The sequence below is a fragment of the Corynebacterium sp. HMSC08F01 genome (assembly GCF_001807545.1).
Classification (GTDB): Bacteria; Actinomycetota; Actinomycetes; order Mycobacteriales; family Mycobacteriaceae; genus Corynebacterium; species Corynebacterium coyleae.
In genome coordinates this window covers 22,139-39,833 of the sequence record NZ_KV789316.1, presented here as the reverse complement: position 1 = coordinate 39,833, position 17,695 = coordinate 22,139, and the positions used below count along the sequence as shown (strand labels likewise).

The following is a 17,695-nucleotide window of genomic DNA, read 5'->3' as shown; positions in this document are numbered from 1 at the left end:
CTGCGAACGCAGCACCCGTGTGTGTTCAGTTCTCGGAGGCGATGCTACAACACGCCCCAGACATGCTTATCGACGACGTCCCGCATCGGTGCGGTGGCGTCGTCGATAAGCAATTATGCTCCTAGCCGCGCCCCAACTCGATGTGGAGACCCGGCACGGAATCGATCAGGTTGCGGGTGTAATCCGCCTGCGGGTCGGCGAAGATCGCATCCGCCGGCCCCTGCTCCACAACCTTGCCCTGGCGCATCACCACAATGTCGTCTGCGGTCTCGCGGACCACAGCCAAGTCGTGGGTGATGAACAGGTAGGACAGGTTCATCTCGGCCTGCAGGCCCTTGAGCAACTGCAGAATCTGGTCTTGCACAAGCACGTCGAGGGCCGAGACCGCCTCGTCGAGGACGATGACCTCCGGGCCCAACGCCATCGCACGCGCAATCGCGATGCGCTGACGCTGACCGCCAGAGAGCTCGTTCGGGTAGCGACGCATCGCGGACCTCGGCATCTGCACCATGTCCAGCAGCTCCGCCACGCGAGCGTCACGCTCCTTACGCGAGCCCACCTTGTGCAGGCGCAACGGCTCCTCGATGCAGCGGTAGATCGAGTACATCGGGTCGAGCGAACCGTACGGGTTCTGGAACACCACCTGCATCTTGCGACGCAGATTGAACAGTTCCTTGCGGTTTAACTCCGAGATGTCGCGACCCTCGAAGTACACGGTGCCGCTGGTCGGCTCAAGCAGGCTTAGCGCCATGTTGGCCACAGTGGACTTGCCGGAGCCAGACTCACCCACCAGCGCAAGCGTGGTGCCGCGGCGAAGATCGAAGGACACCTCATCGACCGCGCGCAGTGTCTTCTTCGCACCCTTTTGGCCACGGACGTCGAACTCCTTGACCAGGTTATCCACCCGGATGACCACGTCCTCCGGCTTGGTCTCGGCCACCGTGATGTCTTCATCCTTCAGCGCAGCGTGCGTACGCGCGGCTGCCAGCGACGGAGCCGCGTTAACCAGCCTGCGGGTGTACGGGTGCTTCGGGTTGCGCAAAATATCCAGGCTCGGTCCGCGCTCAACCACACGACCGCGGTGCATAACCAGCAGGTGGTCAGCGCGCTCTGCTGCAAGCCCCAGGTCGTGGGTGATAAACAGCAGCGCGGTCTGGGATTCCTGGGTGAGCATCTCAAGGTGGTCCAGGATGCGCTTCTGCACGGTCACATCGAGGGCAGACGTGGGCTCGTCGGCAATGAGCAGCTCCGGGTTCGCAGCCAAGCCCATCGCGATGAGTGCGCGCTGGCGCATGCCACCGGAGAACTCGTGCGGGAACTGGCCCGCACGACGCTCCGCGTCCGGCAGGCCTGCATGCTCAAGCAACTCGATGACGCGCTGGTGGCGCTCGGAGCCTTCGACGATGTTGTTCGCCTTCAGCGACTCCTCCACCTGGGTACCAATGCGCCACACCGGGTTCAGGTTAGACATCGGATCCTGCGGAACCAGACCAATCCTGTTGCCGCGAATCTTCTGCCAGCCCTTCTCATCGAGATTGGTCAGTTCCTCGCCGCGCAGCTTGATCGAGCCGCCAGTGACCTTGCCGGTGCCAGGCAGCAGGCCGAGCACCGCCATGGCAGAGGTGGACTTGCCCGAACCGGACTCGCCCACGATGGCAACTTTCTGGCCAGGGTAGATCGTCATATCGAAGTCACGCACAGCCTCAACCACACCCGTGGAGGACTCGAACGTGATGCGGAGGTCGGTCACCTCAAGCAGCGGCTCGGGCGCGCCAGTCTTGTTGTCTTTACCGATTGCGGTGGTCATCGCTTCCTCGCCTTCGGATCAAGGGCGTCGCGCACAACGTCGCCCATCATGATGAAGCTCAGCACCGTCAGTGCGAGCGCAATTGCCGGGTAGAACAGCACCATCGGCTGAGTGCGTAGCGACGCCTGCGCAGCCGAAATATCGCCACCCCACGACACCACCGTGGACGGCAGACCAATGCCCAGGAAGGACAGGGTCGCTTCGGCCACGATGAACTGGCCGAGCGCAACCGTGGCGTACACGATCACGGGCGCCGCGGCGTTCGGCAGGATGTGGGAGGTGATGATCTTCCAGTCGCTCGCCCCCACCGCGCGGGCGGCGGTGACGAACTCGTCGTTCTTAATCCCCATCACTGCACCGCGGGTGATGCGGGCGATCTGAGTCCAGCCGAACATGGACAGCGCGAATACCACCATCCAGATCGAGCGCTTGTTCTGGAACATGGACATGACGACGATCGCGGCCAGCACGAGCGGCACCGCGAAGAAGATGTCAGTCAGACGCGATAGCAGTGTGTCCCAGATGCCGCCGAAGTAACCGGCGATCGCACCGATGAGGCCACCAAGCACGGTCACGATCAGTGTGGTCAGCACGCCGACCGTAACCGATGCGCGAGCACCGTACATCATGCGCGAGTAAATATCGCAGCCTTGACGGTCAAAGCCGAAGATGTGCCCGTCCGTCGGCCCGTTCAGCGAGCGCGACAGCATGCACTCGCGCGGATCGACGCTGGTGAACAGACCAGGGAACACAGCGACGGTGACGGCAAGCAGGATCAATACTGCAGAGAACCAGAACAGCGGCCTGCGACGCAGGTAGTTCCAAGCTTCAGCCCACTGGCTGGTGGGTGTACCGGCATCCGGCACAGCATCAACTGCGCCGAGGCCAGTCTCATCGGTCTCTGCGACGTAGTATTCCTGACCGCGCAGCACCCCAGCATTGGCCATCGTGCGATCAGCCGACATTTCAGGTTGTGGAATGGAATTAGTCATAGCGGATCCTTGGGTCGAGTACTGCGTAAAGCAGGTCAACGATGAGGTTGGCAACGATGTAGATAATCACCAGCACAGTGGTGATCGACACGACGGTCGCGGGCTCGCCCTTAATGATCGACTGGTAGATCGTGCCACCGATACCGTTAATGCCGAAGATGCCTTCGGTCACAATCGCGCCACCCATCAGCGCACCAAGGTCAGCGCCAAGGAAAGTCACGACCGGGATCATGGAATTGCGAAGCACGTGGCGAGTCATCACGGTACCGTCGCTCAGACCCTTAGCTCGCGCGGTACGGACGTAGTCTGCGCGAAGGTTTTCGCTCACGGACTGACGCGTCAGCCTGATCACGTACGCGCACGACAGCGCACCAAGCACGATCGCAGGCATGAGCAACGCTTCAAATGACTCATTGCGCCCCACCGTTGCAGGCAACAGTCCCCACTTCACGCCGAAGAGGTACTGCATGACAAAGCCGATCACGAACGACGGGACGGCGATGACGATCAGCGATGCGACGAGAATCGTGGAGTCGAAGACACCGCCGCGGCGCACACCGGCGATCACGCCGAAGATGATGCCGAACACAGCCTCAAACGCCAGCGCCATCAAACCGAGCTTGATGGTCACCGGGAACGCGTTAGCCATCACCGACGCGACGGGCTGGCCGGAGAAGGTCTTGCCAAAATCGCCCATGAAAATGCCCTTGATGTAGAGCAGGTATTGGACGATAAATGGTTTATCAAGGTTGTATTCCGCTTCGATGCGGGCGCGGGCGGCCTCGGACAGGCCGCGGTCTCCGCCAAGCGCCTGTACGGGGTCGCCCGGCATGAGGAACACGAGGGCGTAAAGCAACAGAGTGGCCCCGAAGAAGACGGGGATCATTTGGAGCAGCCGCCGCCCGATATAACGCAGCATGGTTCCGGGCTCTCCTTTTCCATGTGAGTCGGGACGAAAACCAATTTTGAGTGTGAAACGAGTAATGACCCGCCGCAAAATGCGAACGGGCCACTTTGCGTGGTTGCTTAGGTTACCACCTAGTTTTTGGTGATCTGATGCAGCACCGGAAGTGAGCGCCAGGAGAACGCGACGTTCTCTACGTTTTCGGAGTAGCCACCTGCAACGTTGGAGTACCACAGCGGGATCGCTGGCAGATCCTCAAACAGAACCTTCTGCACCTCGTTGTACTTTTCAGCAGCAGCTTCCGGAGAAGCTGCGGTTGCTGCTTCTTCCAGCAGTGCGTCGACTGCCGGGTTGGAGTAACGCGCATAGTTCGAGGAAGCACCCGTGCCGTACAGCGGGATCAGGAAGTTACCCAGCGACGGGTAGTCAGCGCTCCAGCCGGTACGGAATGCGCCCTTGACGGCGTCGTTGTCCATATCGTCGAGCATGGACTTGAAGTCCGGGTAGGCGTTGCCCACTGCCTCGATGCCGATGGCGTTGCGGATGGAGTTCGCAACAGCATCGACCCATGCCTGGTGGCCACCATCGGAGTTGTAGGAGATCTCCAGGTCACCGGTGTACGGGTTGATCTTGTCGGCTTCCTCCCACAGGCGCTTTGCCTCCTCCGGGTCGTACTTGAGCACGTCGACGCCCTCAAGGTTGTCGGAGTGGCCCGGGATCACCGGTGCGGCAAAGTCGGTCGCCGGGGTGCGGGTGCCGTCGAAAATGGTCTTGGTGATCTGCTCGCGGTCGATCGCCTTAGAGATTGCCTGGCGACGAAGCTTGCCTTCCTCGCCGCCGAAGTGCTCTTCGTTCTCGTTGATGGTGATCGACTGGAATGCAGCTGCTGGCTGGTTCACAGCGCGCTCGCCAAGCTCGTCTTCGAAGTTGGCCAGTGCAGAATCTGGCACAGCATCGAGCACGTCGAGATTTCCGGAGAGCAGGTCGGCATAGGCCGCGTCCTGCTGGGCGTAGAAGATGAAGTTCACGCCGTCGTTCTGCGCCTTGCGATCACCCTGGTATTCCTCGTTCGGCACCACGATGGCGTCCTGGTTGTGGTTCCACTCCAGCAGCTTGTAAGGGCCGTTCGAGATCGGGTTTTCGCCGTACGCTTCCATGTCGTCGAACGCAGACGGGTGAAGCGGCGAGAATGCCGTGTAGCCGAGGCGCTGCGGGAAGTCAGCCTCCGGCTGCTCGAGCTCGATGGTGAAGGTCTTGTCGTCGATAACCTCCAGGCCCTCGAGCGGCTTTCCGTCCTCGTAGCCCTTGATCGGCTCGAAGAAGTACGCGTTCATCTGGGAGTTCTCGACTGCGTAGTTCCACGCGTCGACGAAGTCCTTCGCCGTCACCGGGGTACCATCGGCCCACTTCGTGTCCTTCAGCGTGACACGGTAGGTCTTCTCACCCTCGAGATCGATGGACTCTGCGAGCTCGTTGTGGCTTTCGCCGTCCTTGTCGTAGTAGGTCAAACCTGCGTACAGGACATCGACGATGCGGCCGCCGCCGGTCTCATTCGTATCTGCGGGCAGCAACGGACGCTGTGGCTCGGAACCGTTGGTCAGAACGTAGTTTCCTGCTCCGTCGGCAGAATTGTCGGCGGAGCCGCCACATGCGGCAAGGCCGAGCGCCAGTGCGCTGGCGCCGAGGGCGGCAACTGCTTTCTTGATGTGCACCTTGACTCCTTGTGTCTTTTCATGTTTTCGCATGTTGTGCTGTCAAACACTCAGCGTGCTCTAAGGAGTCCACCACAATAAACGTAACCTCCCATAATCCGGCCGCCCCGCGCGTGCGGTCCAATGGACCGAAAAATAGAAACTGCGCCGCCACAACCCAGGGGGGATGTGGACGGCGCGGTCGTTGTCGTTGTTGCGAATCTAATTCGCCAACAGCGGGGTGTTACTTCTTGGTGATCTGGTAGTAGAGCGGTACCTGGTTCCAGCCGAAGACAACGTTGTCAACGTCCTCGGAGTAGCCACCGGTCAGGTTCGAGTACCACAGCGGGATTGCTGGCAGATCCTTCAGCAGGATCTCCTGCGCCGCGTTGAGGTCCTTCACGGCTGCTTCCTGGTCTGCTGCACCGTTGGCCTTCTTCAGCAGGTCGTCGAACTCAGCGTTGGAGTAGTCGCCGTCGTTCGAGCCTGCGCCGGTGCCGTACAACGGGCCAAGGAAGTTGCTCAGCAGCGGGTAGTCTGCCTGCCAGCCGGTACGGAATGCGCCTTCGATGGTGCGGTTGGTCACGTCATCGCGCAGGGACTTGAAGTCCGGGTACGCGTTGCCCACTGCCTCGATGCCGAGGGTGTTGCGGATGGAGTTCGCAACAGCATCGACCCATGCCTGGTGGCCACCGTCAGCGTTGTAGGAGATGGTGAACTCGCCGGTGAACGGTGCGATTGCGTCGGCTTCAGCCCACAGACGCTTCGCCTCTTCCGGGTCGTACTTCAGTACCTCAACACCGTTGAGGCTGTCGGAGTGGCCCGGCAGCACCGGGGAGGTGAAGTCCGTGGCCGGGGTGCGGGTGCCGTCGAAAATCGTTGCCGTGATCTCCTCGCGGTTGATAGCGCGCGAGATTGCTTGACGACGAAGCGCACCCTCCTCACCGCTGAAGTGGTCGGCCTTCTCACCGATCGTCATGGACTGGAAGATCGCTGCTGGCTGGTTCACTGCACGGTCGCCGAGCTCGTCTTCGAAGGTGGCGAATGCAGAGTCCGGGATGGCGTCGAGGACGTCCAGGTTGCCGGAGAGCAGGTCGGCGTAGGCGGCGTCCTGCTGCGCGTAAAAGACGTAGTCCAGGCCGTCGTTCTGGGCCTTGCGCGGGCCGTCGTACTCAGCGTTCGGGACAACAACTGCGTTCTGGTTGTGGTTCCACTCGGACAGCGTGTACGGGCCATTGGAGATCGGCTTCTCACCGTACGCCTCGATGTCGTCGTATGCGGACGGGTGCATCGGGAAGAACGCCGTGTAGCCAAGGCGGCTCGGGAAGTCAGACTCCGGCTGGGTCAGCTCGATGGTGAAGGTCTTGTCGTCGACAACTTCGAGGCCTTCGAGCTTCTTGCCCTCCTCGAAGCCCTTGATCGGCTCGAGGTGGTACGCGCCGAGCAGCGAATTTTCTACCGTGTAGTTCCATGCGTCGACGAAGTCCTTGGCCGTGACTGGGGATCCGTCGGACCACTTCGCGTCCTTCAGGGTGACGCGGTAGCCTGCGTCGCCTTCCGGCTCGATGGACTCGGCGATATCGTTTTGCACTTCGCCGTCGCCGTCGTAATAGACCAGGCCTGCGAAGATCTGGTCGATGATGCGGCCGCCACCGGTCTCGTTGATGTTGCCCGGTACGAGCGGGTTCTGCGGCTCCGAGCCGTTGACAAGAACGTAGTTGTCGCCACCGCTGGTGGTGCCTTCAGCGCCACCATCTGCAGAATCGTTTGAGTCACCGCAGGCGACCAGACCGAACGTCAGGGCACCGGCGCCAAGAATCGCCGCTGTCTTCTTCAGTTGCATGTGTTCTCCTTCGACCAAGTATGGAGCCAAGGAATGTCCTGTGGCTCACAATTTGGATGTCCATGTATTTCACCACACTTGACGGTCGCCCGTGGGGAGTTTCACAAATATCTTTTGAAACGCTGTGAGCATCGTGTGTCAGGAGGTACGTGCAATACACTCGAGGCCCGTGGCGTTTGCGTCGCAAAGCAGTTGCACCTGTATGAAAGGACCCTCATGGCCGGTGGCCTCCTCGCACTTCTCGACGATGTCGCACTGATCGCACGACAAGCCGCGGCAAGCGTCGACGATGTCGCCACCTTGACCGCAAAAACATCCACGAAAGCAGCCGGGGTTGTAATCGACGATGCCGCGGTCACCCCGCAATACGTCTCCGGAGTTACTCCGGCGCGTGAGCTTCCGATGATCTGGCGCATCACCAAAGGATCCCTGCGCAACAAGCTGCTGTTTATTCTGCCGATCGCGCTGCTGCTCAACGCGATTGCACCGTGGGCATTGGTCCCGATCCTCATGCTTGGCGGCGCATACCTGTGCTTTGAGGGCGCGGAGAAGATCGCCCATAAGCTTTCCTCCGACGCCGAGGAGCAGCAAGAACAAGCGGTCAATAGAACAGAGCAGGACGAGGATTCCCTGGTCAACAGCGCGATCCGCACGGACTTGATCCTTTCTGCGGAGATCATGATCATCGCGTTGGACGAGGTCAAGGACCAGTCAATTTGGATGGAGGCCGCAGTACTGCTCGCGGTTGGCATTTTCATCACGTTTGCCGTCTACGGCGCTGTGGCGCTACTAGTGAAGATCGATGACATCGGCCACGGCATGATCAAGCGCGGCAACGCACCGAAAACCGGTCACGCACTGGTGAAAGGCATGCCGTACGTGCTTAGCACCATCGGCGTTATCGGCACTGTTGCGATGCTCTGGGTCGGCGGTCACCTCATTGTTCGTGGCCTCGACGAGGTCTTCGGCATTGACTGGCCACACCACATCATCGAAAAGGGTCAGGAACTCGTCGGTGGCGGTGTGCTTGGCTGGTTCGTGGACACCGGCGTCTCGCTCGTCGTTGGCCTGATCGTCGGCTTCATCATCGTCGGCATCGTCACTGCTGTGGGCAAACTGCGCGGTGGTAACGCATCCGAGCGCTCCCAAGAGACTGCCCCGACGGACGCTGCGTAGGCTGCGCCTACAATGCGCCCATGGCACAAAAGCTTTACCCACTGGCTCCATCCACATGGGGTGCGGCCGTTGAAATCCCCGTAGATCACGTCTCCCAAGCGGCGTTGTTCTCGGATTTCGCTGGTAAGCGAGGCACCTCCTATGTGCCCGTCGTGCTTGAGGCGAACCCCCTCAACGCGTCGTGGCGTGTGCGGCTACACAATGCAGCATCGCAAAACAGCATGCTGGCTGGACCAGTGCTTGGGGAGGTTTCGCCGCAGTGGCGTTCGCTTTTCGACGAGGTGGAGCGCGTCCACTCCTCAATCCTGAAACCCGTTGCCCTGGCGGCAGTGAAGTTGGAACGCGACATCGGCCAATTCGAGGTCAACTTGTTGCTGCCCGAGCCCCAGTTGGCGGTTCCGCGCAACAACGCACCTGAGACTGCCTCTGTCCTGCGTGCCGGCGACATGTTGGTCATCGACACCACCGAAGGGGAATTTAACGCGGCAGATCTAGCACACCGCTCCCCTGGCCAATGGTTCGTCGGATTGCAAGCGCTCGGCGACACCGCCGTCGCGACCCTGGATGGCAAGGTGCTCGGCTCGCTTGCGGAGCCCGAGGTCGTCGAATGGGTTCGCTCCTACGAGCACGGCAACCTTTGGGCACGCGCGATCCTGCTCGACGGCATGGCGGCGCTGGATGCCGCAAGCCCGGACGAAGGCACCGACACCGTCCCGCCGCTATCGGCGGCGCCGGCACGCCAGATCACGCCGTGGCAAGTGATCGACTTTCCAGACGGCAGCTGGGCCATCACCGTGGAGCGCGACGCAGCGATCGACCCCCAAGACACGGTGCACCCGAAGCACACCGCACGCTATGTCTCGCTTGAGGGCAAAGGCCGCCCAGACGAGCTCGACGCACCGACGGAGATGTTCGCGCGTCTCGACGAGACCGAAACACCCGACAAGCCCGCAGCGCCTGCAGCGCCTGCGAAGCGCCCGGACGCAACACGAGTTGCGCAGAACGACCGCCCAGAGGGCTACCTCACCGAGGTGGAGAAGGTCCAGCTCAGGAGGCGGAACCGGAAGCGTCGTCGTGGCGGAAGGCATCGTCGATAAGCAAAAGCTCCTATGGTGGGAACCGTAACGAACCCGAAGTTTAAGGAGCGATCATGGCTGACCATGGACCGAATCCGTACGTCGTTGACATTGAAAAGGCGACGCTTGATAACGAGGCGTTCCGCGACACCCTGTGGACCGGCAAGTTCCTGCAGCTGACCGTCATGACCATCCCGCCGGGCGGCGAGATCGGCGCTGAGATCCACGACGGCCATGACCAGTTCCTGCGCCTCGAAGAAGGCGAGCTGCGCGCAATGATCGGCGCATCCGAGGACGACCTCGAAGTCAACGAAGTGATCAAGGATGATTGGGCAGCATTCGTCCCGGGCGGCAAGTGGCACAACTTTGTCAACGAGTCCGACAAGCCGGCAAAGCTGTACTCCATTTACGCACCGCCGGAGCACAAGCCGGGTACCCGCCACGAGACCAAGGCGGACGCCGATAACGACCCGGATGAACACGACGCTGTCTAATCCAAACACAGGCAACGTACAGCAATAACGTCACGGCCCCGAGCACCTGCCGGGGCCGTTTTCGTCTGCTACATTCTAAGGGCTTATTCACACGCAATTCGACATCTTTGTTTAAGAAGGCCCTCCCATGCGTTTCCCCTCTCGTCGCAACGCTTTGCTGTGTGCAACCACCGCAGGCAGCTTGCTCCTCGCCGGTTCCGTATGCGCCCCCGCGCACGCCCAGTCCAGCCTGAGCTCTTCTAGCTCGTCTGGTTCGTCCGGCTCGTCGCGACCCTCATCACCGTCAAACGAGTCCTACACCTTCCCGAAACCACCTGAGAAGCGCGCGTCCGACCCTGTGACCATGCCCGACGGCACAATCGTGCAGGTGATGGACGATGTGCTGGGCAAGTACTCCAAGCACGTCGGGTTTAAGGACGGCGACCTGGGTGCGATGGCGCCACTGAACAACAGCAAGGAGTTCGCCATGATCTTCGGCGACTCCTTCCGCGAATCCATCAAGGGCCCCAAGAACGAATGGTTGAGCCCGGTTGGTGTTGTGGCGAAGATGAACGACGACGGGTTCATTGAGATTGTCCGCCCCCTGAACAACGGACGCCGTGTGGAAAGCCTGGTGTCGTACCACCACACCGACAACCTGACGCTTATCCCGTCGGATGTGATCAACCTCGACGGCACCTTGTACATGCAGGGCATGTGGAACAAGGGCATCGGTAACGTGCTCTACACGGAGATCTGGAAGTCCACCGACAACGGCCAGACCTGGAAGTCGATTTCCAAAACCCCAACGAATTACATTCCGGGAGGCCTCGGCGACCTGATCACCTGGGAGAAGGGCCCGGACGGCTACGTGTACGTGATGTCGAGTGCCTTCACCCGCAAGGAAAAGGTTTTCCTTTCGCGCTTTAAGCCGCAGGACATTGCGGATCGCAGCAAGTGGGAGCTCTACGACTACTCCGAACCCGACGCCGACAAGAAGTGGAGCAACGTCGCTGCCCCAATTCTGTCGGACGGTGTCAAGGCCGGCGAGATGAACCTGCGCTACATCAACGGTCACTGGGTGCTCGTGATGTTCAACGAGGAGAAGCTGGCCATCGAGGTACGCATCTCCGACACGCTTGAGCAAAACTGGGACAACGTGCCCGTGGCGACGATTGCCAAGCACGGCTCCTGGCTCAGGCCGCAAAATCCCCAGAACTGGTCGCAGCCTTACGGCGGCTACATCGTGCCTGGGTCCACGATTGACAACATGGACATCGTCGTCTCCCAGTGGAACACCGGCACGAACGACCGCTACATGTCCACCCAGTTCAACGTGAAGGGCCTGGACACCTTCTTCGGCATCAACATGGATGAGGCTATCGAGGACGACAAGGTCCTGGAGGTCGAAGAGCACGCCGCCACCGACACTCCGGACATGCAATCCGAGGAAAACCTGGTCCAGAGCAAGCCGGAGACGCTCCTGTCCTCCGAGGACAACGACGCGCTGCGCACCACAGGCATCGTGTTGGGCGTCGTCGCCGCACTTGGCGCGGCTGGCATGCTGGTGTTCCCGTATGTGAAGGACCAGATCCCGCAGCAGGTCGTCGATATGCTTCCGCCTCAGATTCGACAGATGCTCGGCCTCTAGCCACCCCTGGGAAAGCCCAGTATCATCTCGGCAGTGACTGTCCCTGTAAAGCGCTCGCCGTGGCCTGCTCTGTGGAGCATGATGCTGGGCTTTTTCATGATTTTGGTGGATTCCACCATCGTCTCCGTAGCCATCCCGGCAATCTCTGACGGGTTGGAGGCGTCATATAACGAGGTGTTGTGGGTCAACAGTGCTTACCTGCTCGCCTACGCGGTGCCGCTGCTGATCACGGGGCGTCTCGGGGACCGCTTCGGGCCGCGCACGATCTATCTGATCGGCCTGACAATCTTTACTGTTTCTTCGCTGGCGTGTGGCTTGGCGGGAAGTTCGGCTGCGCTCATCGCCGCCCGGGCCTTCCAAGGTTTGGGTGGCGCGCTGGTAACGCCGCAGACGATGTCGGTGATGATCCGCACGTTTGCACCGAAGGAACGCGGCGGCGCGATGGGTGTGTGGGGTGCGACTGCCGGCCTTGCCACGGTGACCGGACCTCTGCTGGGCGGTGTGCTTGTCGACGCCGCCGGGTGGCCCTGGATCTTCTACGTCAACGTCCCAATCGGCATCATCGGCCTCATCCTGGCCTGGATATTTGTGCCGAAGCTGGAGCAGAATAACCGCCACTTCGACTGGCCCGGGGTGGTGCTCAGTGCGCTTGGCATGTTCTGCCTCGTCTTCGGCGTGCAGGAAGCCCAGCAGTTCGGCTGGGACTGGCGCGTGTGGACCCTGCTCGTCGTTGGCGTTGTTGCGATGGTGTTCTTCTTCCGCTGGCAGTCACGCCAATCCACGAACGCATTGGTGCCGCTTGCACTTTTCGACGACCGCAACTTCTCCCTCGCCGCCTTCACCATCTCCACCGTCGGCTTCGCGGTATCCACTTATGTAATTCCGTGGATGATCTACATCCAAACCGTCGGCGAGCTCTCCCCTACCCACGCCGCGCTGCTGATCTTGCCATCCGGCTTGGTCTCCGGGGTGTTGTCGCCGTACATCGGCAGACTCACCAACACGCACGACCCAAAGCCGTTCGCCATAGCGGGAATGACGCTGGCGGCGCTAAGCATCGGCGCAACCGCACTGATCACAACACCTGGGGTTGACCCGAACTGGATGTATGCCATTTCGGTGGTGTACGGCGTAGCCAACTCGATGATGTGGGGGCCACTTTCCATGATCGCTACCCGCAACCTGGACCCAAAGTTGGCGGGTGCCGGTTCAAGTGTGTACAACACCACCCGCCAAATTGGTGCAGTGATCGGATCAGCAGCAATTGCCGCGATGATGTCCGCGCAGCTCGATTCGCGGTTAGGTCCACACACGGGTGCGAACGGCGGCACCGCGGAGACACCGCCAGCATCGCCAACTGCATCGCCAACGCAGGTTTCCGGCCCCCTGCCGGAGTTTTTGCACGAGCCGTTTGCGGCTGCGATGGCAACGTCGATTTGGTTGCCGTGCGTTGTTATCGCCGCTGGCGCTCTGACTGCCTGCTTCTTTGCAAAAACCAAGTCCTGGGGCAGCGCCTAGAGAGGTAGGACCGTAGCGGAACAGCGCCTAGGTTGGTGCGCTTAAGGGCGCGGCATGATGCGAACGCGGTCCCAGTCACCGTGGTCATTGAGCACGTAGGCCACGCGATCCGAGTTCGAGCGGTCGTCCCAAAGGTTGAAAAATTCGAAGTGGTTCGGCTCCACCCGCCAGAGGTTAAAGCGGTCACCATCGACTACGCGCGATGCCGCGCCACGGATACGCACCGCCCGGCGCATGGGCTGCCACCAGAAATTCAGCGCAGCGGCCCAGCTCTTCTCAAGCTGGTCCACCTTGGCCGTTCCTGTCGCGGTTCCGAAGTGGAAGCCGTCGGAGTTGAGGTACAACAGGTCAACAACTCGCGCATCGGGCTGACCGTTGTCGTCCACTGTGGCCACGGTTACCGCAGTAGGGTCGCCGACTTCGTTCTCCACGGCTTCTTTAAACCACGTGGCAAACAGTTCGTTCGGGTCGGCAGGAATATTGTCGGGATCAAACTTTCCCAGCGAGATATGTTGCTTGGGTAGCTCACCGATATAATCCTGCGACAAGTAGATCATGCAGCGATCGTAACAACTGGTCCGACCCTGTGCTGGTATTTCCCTTATGAACTCCCCACGGCGTAAACCTCGTGCGCCAAAGCGACGCATCACGGGCACCTACCCAATTGCTTCAGGCCACGCGGCCATCATCGCGGATCCGGAACGCGACGGCGGCTACACGTTAGAGGTGAATAACGTCCCGTCGTCGTATGTGGTGCCCGGCGCGCCCGAGGTGTTGGAGTACGACTACATGCGGTGGATCGCGGGGTTTATCCAGGGGTTTGTGGAGGACCGGCCCCTCGCGCCGTTTGCTGCGGTGCATCTGGGTGCTGCGGGGTGTGCGTTGCCGAGTTATGTGCAGCATCGGTGGCCGAGCAGCAACGTTGCGGTGGAGCTGGATGGTCAGTTGGCGCGGTTGGTGCGCGATGCGTTTGATCCGCCGGTGGCGATCAAGGTGGCGGAGGCGCGCGCGTTTACGCATGCGTTGCTGGAAGGTTCGGTGGATGTGATTGTGCGCGATGTGTTCGCTGGCCCGGACACGCCCCGCCCACTGACCACGGTGGAGTTTTATCGGGCAGTACATCGAGCGTTGTGTCCGGGTGGGTTGTTTGTGGCGAACATTGGGGATGCTGCTGGCCTTGCGCGTACGCGTGCGGAGTTGGCGGGTTTGAGCGAGGTGTTTCGCCACACCATGGTCGCGGCAAGTGCGCCGGTGCTCGCCGGCGGCGCGTACGGCAACGTGGTGGTCGCGGCGTCTGATCAGCCGTTGCGGTGTTGTGCTGACGTGCCGTCGAAGTTGGGGCAATTGCTTATCGACGACACCCCGCCCCACCACGACTAACCCACCGCAAGGGACTTCAGAGCCGTAACTCAGTGCCCAGCGACGGCTGGTAGAGCGCGGCGTATTCCGCGGTGAGTTCTTTGAAGTGCGGGGATGTGACCTCGGCTAACGCTGCGATGTAGTCCGGCACCATGGCCTTGGGAATACGCAGTCCCATGGTCAGGTGCGGGATCCAGCGAGCGCCGCGACCGTCCGGGTTGGCGGCGCTGACGCGCTGGGCTGCCGTGTCGAGGGATTCGGGGGCTTCAAGCAGCCAGGCCACGGTTTGTTTGGATTTGGTGCCGAAGACGACGACCCCGGTTCGTCGTAAAGCAGCTGGCAATTCTGGCGGCAGGATGACTGCCGCCTCCCCGATAGCGTTGCGGTGCATTGTCGGTGCGAAGGTAACCGAGATGTGCGGCCGTTGGTGCTGCTGCGGGAAGCCCCGCTCCGCGAGCTCCGCGTAGATCTGCCGAACTGCGCGTTCTTCCTCCTCCGGGATGCGCAACAAAATATTCTCGGGTGACACGCCAGTAGCGTACCTATTTACATGCGTATTGTGGCTGCATGAATCCTTTCGAGCGCGCGCTGGCCGCCGCACCCGATTACGTTCCGTCGTATTTATCCAAGGTTTCACCGGGGGACTTTTCGCTTATCGACGACACCTGGCAGATCCACGCCCGCACCTACACCGGCGGCGACGCCGTGTACGGCTTGCGCCTCGGCGAGGACGACACCGTGGAGTCCGTGACCATCAACGGTGTGGTCACGGCCGATATCCCCGAGCTGCCGCAGCGACCGGTGACGCTTCTGGAGTGGTACGACGCCATCGTCTACCTCGACGGCTGCGGGCGCGAGGCCGACCGGCAGGATCCGCGCTGGCACGGCGACGATCTGGAATCCGAACTCGAGCGCGCCGAGCACAACGTGGTCGAGGTGTCCTACACCCCGGTGCGCCTGGAAGCGTTCGCCGACCCGAAGGCCTGCGAGGACTACCTCAACCGTGTCCTTTCCTCCAGCCCAGTGCGAGTCGAGGTACGCGAGCTGTCCTGGCCGGGCAATGCGACACAAACCGGGCTTGGGGATGCCAGTCTGATTGCCGACACCGGCCACCCCGACGCATACTCCCCAGGCCCCTACACCACCTCGATCGAGCCAAACCAGTGGTACGAGATCCTCCAGGACATGGGCTACGCCTCCTACGTCTACGCCCAGTACATGGACGCCGCCGCAAGCACCCAGCCAACCCAGTGCGGTGCGGCGACCGCGTACCGGATCTCCGACCTGCCCGAATACGTCACCTTCGAACCGTCGGCTGAGTACAACTGGTGGGCACTGTGCTTTCCCGACCTGAACTTCATGCTCAAGGTCTCCCCTGACGCCACGCTGCTGTACATCACGGTGGATAACAACGGCGGAAGTGTGGTCGTCGAAAATAAGCACCAAGTGCCGTACGCCAAACGCCACGAACTCCAGGAACGATTCCAGCGCAGGTGGGGCCACCTTGCCGACGACTCCATCCCGCACACCGACGCCGAAATCGACGCCGCAATCGCGACCGCACTCGAAGCCATTGGGGGTAAATAATGAGCACACGCTTTACCACCGACACCGTCGATTCGCTGCCACCGATGGACACCGACGACGGCTGGTCCCACAAGGGCTGCAACTGGACCAACGCGCCGTGTGGCGACACCGCACAGTACTTCGTGTCCTATCCCTGCCCCGAACATGGCTCAGCGCACGCGGGTGAAACGCTGCTGTTCTGCCCACGCCACTATGCACTCAGCCTGCTGTACGTGGCCGAGGTCGCCATGCCCGACGGCGACCTGGACTTCGCAGACCTCGTGCTGGAGCACGGGGCGCTCTAGGCGATTCCCCAGCGTCCCCCTAACTCACCCCCAGACACTTGACGCCAAGCCAGGCGTGCCTTACCTTACCTCCGAGGCTTGTAAGGTAAGCCTAATCAATATTTAGAAAGGTACTGGGTTGAAGCTCATCCAGCGCGCAGGGGTAGCCATTGTCTCCGCTGCAACAGTTCTCGGCCTCGTCGCATGCTCCGGCGAGACCCAACCACAAGACACCACCGCAACGTCGGCGACATCCGCCACGGCGTCCTCGACACGCAAGGCGGACGGTAGCGTCCACGTCACAGACGCTGCGGGACGCACTCTCGAATTCGACGAGCACCCCGACCGCATCGTCCTCGCCGAAGGACGCGCGGTCTTTGCTACCTCTGCTCTGCAAGATGACCCATTCGACAACATCGTCGCCTACGGCCAAGACCTGTTTAAAGCCGCACCCGCATTCCGCGAGAAGCTTTTCCAGCAGTTCCCGGAAGCCATCGACATGCCCATGATCGGCTCGATTCAAAAGGGTGACGTCACGGTGGAAAACCTGCTCGCTCAGGATCCGGACGTAGTCATCATGACGCTCGACCAGAAGAAGGCCACCGAAGAAAGCGGCTTCCTGGCGGACATGGACGCCGCCGGCATCACGTACGCCTTCATCGACTTCCGCCAAAAGCCACTGGAAAATACTACCGTTTCCATGTCCCTGCTCGGCGCCCTGCTGGACAAAGAAGATCGGGCAGCGAAGTTCAACGACTTCTACGACACTAAGGTCCGGACTGTGACAGACCGTGTCGCAACCATCAAGGACCGCCCCGACACCTTGGTGTGGACTGCAGCCGGGTTCACCGACTGCTGCAGCGTCGCAGGCGATGTCCACCTGGGCACCTTGGTCACCGCTGCAGGCGGGCATAACCTCGGACCTGATGTCATCAGCGTTGACTCTCCAAAGCTCACCGCAGAGAAGCTGGTAGAGATCAACCCGGAGAAGCTCATCGTCACTGGTGGTGAGTGGGCCCGCGATCCGAACAAGACCGAGCAGTTCCAGCATGTCGAACTCGGCTACCAGGCCGACGCCAACACAGCACTTAAAACCTGCTCTGGTCCGTTGGAGATCCCCGGCATCGAGCTGCTCGACGCCCCGAAGAACGGCAACTACTACGCCATCTACCACCAGTTCTACGACAACCCGTTCAACGTGTTCGCCCTCGAAGCGATTGCGAAGTGGCTGCACCCCGAGGAGTTCAAGGACCTCGATCCGGCAAAAGAGTTCGAAGAGTTCCACGACGAATGGCTGCCGTACGACTACAGCGGCACCTTCTTTGTCAACGCGTCGGACGCTAACTCCTAATGGC

16 protein-coding genes are annotated in these 17,695 nt (G+C 61.0%); 9 read left to right on the top strand and 7 right to left on the bottom strand.

Annotated features, from left to right (window positions below):
- Window positions 1–121: 121 nt before the first annotated feature.
- From HMPREF3171_RS08735 to HMPREF3171_RS08715, 5 genes are all read right to left on the bottom strand, one after another.
- Window positions 122–1,807 carry an ABC transporter ATP-binding protein gene (locus tag HMPREF3171_RS08735; protein ID WP_070484472.1) on the bottom strand — a complete coding sequence of 562 codons (1,686 nt, stop codon included), beginning with the start codon at window positions 1,805–1,807 and terminating at the stop codon, window positions 122–124.
- Entirely contained in the window at window positions 1,804–2,754 is a 951-nt protein-coding gene (locus HMPREF3171_RS08730; RefSeq protein ID WP_070421663.1) for an ABC transporter permease, read from the bottom strand. The genes HMPREF3171_RS08735 and HMPREF3171_RS08730 overlap by 4 nt, the downstream gene beginning before the upstream one ends.
- A gap of 37 nt (window positions 2,755–2,791) precedes the next feature.
- Window positions 2,792–3,718 (bottom strand): ABC transporter permease, encoded by a 927-nt coding sequence (locus HMPREF3171_RS08725; protein WP_070421623.1) that lies wholly within the window; start codon window positions 3,716–3,718, stop codon window positions 2,792–2,794.
- A gap of 119 nt (window positions 3,719–3,837) precedes the next feature.
- Window positions 3,838–5,415 carry a peptide ABC transporter substrate-binding protein gene (locus HMPREF3171_RS08720; RefSeq protein ID WP_070484469.1) on the bottom strand — a complete coding sequence of 526 codons (1,578 nt, stop codon included), beginning with the start codon at window positions 5,413–5,415 and terminating at the stop codon, window positions 3,838–3,840.
- 223 nt (window positions 5,416–5,638) lie between these two features.
- The gene (locus HMPREF3171_RS08715; protein WP_070484466.1) at window positions 5,639–7,237 is read right to left on the bottom strand and encodes a peptide ABC transporter substrate-binding protein; all 1,599 of its coding nucleotides are present in this window, start codon (window positions 7,235–7,237) and stop codon (window positions 5,639–5,641) included.
- Window positions 7,238–7,453: 216 nt separating this feature from the next.
- Between HMPREF3171_RS08715 and HMPREF3171_RS08710 the strand changes: the two genes are divergently transcribed.
- From HMPREF3171_RS08710 to HMPREF3171_RS08690, 5 genes are all read left to right on the top strand, one after another.
- Entirely contained in the window at window positions 7,454–8,413 is a 960-nt protein-coding gene (locus HMPREF3171_RS08710) for a DUF808 domain-containing protein (protein WP_070484461.1), read from the top strand.
- A gap of 20 nt (window positions 8,414–8,433) precedes the next feature.
- Window positions 8,434–9,510, top strand: coding sequence for a hypothetical protein (locus HMPREF3171_RS08705; protein WP_070484458.1), 1,077 nt, complete (start codon window positions 8,434–8,436; stop codon window positions 9,508–9,510).
- A gap of 53 nt (window positions 9,511–9,563) precedes the next feature.
- Window positions 9,564–9,983, top strand: a complete 420-nt coding sequence (locus tag HMPREF3171_RS08700) for a cupin domain-containing protein (protein ID WP_070484455.1) — start codon at window positions 9,564–9,566, stop codon at window positions 9,981–9,983.
- Window positions 9,984–10,110: 127 nt separating this feature from the next.
- Window positions 10,111–11,613, top strand: a complete 1,503-nt coding sequence (locus HMPREF3171_RS08695; RefSeq protein ID WP_083292036.1) for a DUF4185 domain-containing protein — start codon at window positions 10,111–10,113, stop codon at window positions 11,611–11,613.
- Window positions 11,614–11,691: 78 nt separating this feature from the next.
- Window positions 11,692–13,131 carry a DHA2 family efflux MFS transporter permease subunit gene (locus HMPREF3171_RS08690; RefSeq protein ID WP_070484448.1) on the top strand — a complete coding sequence of 480 codons (1,440 nt, stop codon included), beginning with the start codon at window positions 11,692–11,694 and terminating at the stop codon, window positions 13,129–13,131.
- Between the two features lie 41 nt (window positions 13,132–13,172).
- On the opposite strand, the gene HMPREF3171_RS08685 is transcribed toward HMPREF3171_RS08690, so the two are convergent.
- Window positions 13,173–13,688 carry a pyridoxamine 5'-phosphate oxidase family protein gene (locus HMPREF3171_RS08685; protein WP_070452676.1) on the bottom strand — a complete coding sequence of 172 codons (516 nt, stop codon included), beginning with the start codon at window positions 13,686–13,688 and terminating at the stop codon, window positions 13,173–13,175.
- A 46-nt stretch (window positions 13,689–13,734) separates the two neighbouring features.
- On the opposite strand from HMPREF3171_RS08685, the gene HMPREF3171_RS08680 reads away from it, so the two are divergent.
- Window positions 13,735–14,511, top strand: a complete 777-nt coding sequence (locus HMPREF3171_RS08680; protein WP_070484445.1) for a spermidine synthase — start codon at window positions 13,735–13,737, stop codon at window positions 14,509–14,511.
- A 16-nt stretch (window positions 14,512–14,527) separates the two neighbouring features.
- Here the strand turns inward: HMPREF3171_RS08680 and HMPREF3171_RS08675 are convergent, their stop codons facing one another.
- Window positions 14,528–15,019, bottom strand: coding sequence for a 2'-5' RNA ligase (locus HMPREF3171_RS08675; RefSeq protein WP_070421633.1), 492 nt, complete (start codon window positions 15,017–15,019; stop codon window positions 14,528–14,530).
- 38 nt (window positions 15,020–15,057) lie between these two features.
- Between HMPREF3171_RS08675 and HMPREF3171_RS08670 the strand changes: the two genes are divergently transcribed.
- From HMPREF3171_RS08670 to HMPREF3171_RS08660, 3 genes are all read left to right on the top strand, one after another.
- Window positions 15,058–16,077, top strand: coding sequence for a hypothetical protein (locus HMPREF3171_RS08670; protein WP_070484442.1), 1,020 nt, complete (start codon window positions 15,058–15,060; stop codon window positions 16,075–16,077).
- Window positions 16,077–16,361 (top strand): hypothetical protein, encoded by a 285-nt coding sequence (locus HMPREF3171_RS08665; protein WP_070484440.1) that lies wholly within the window; start codon window positions 16,077–16,079, stop codon window positions 16,359–16,361. The genes HMPREF3171_RS08670 and HMPREF3171_RS08665 overlap by 1 nt, the downstream gene beginning before the upstream one ends.
- A gap of 118 nt (window positions 16,362–16,479) precedes the next feature.
- A complete protein-coding gene (locus HMPREF3171_RS08660) occupies window positions 16,480–17,691 on the top strand; it encodes an ABC transporter substrate-binding protein (RefSeq protein ID WP_070484437.1) in 1,212 nt (403 codons plus the stop codon).
- The last annotated feature ends 4 nt before the right edge of the window (window positions 17,692–17,695 follow it).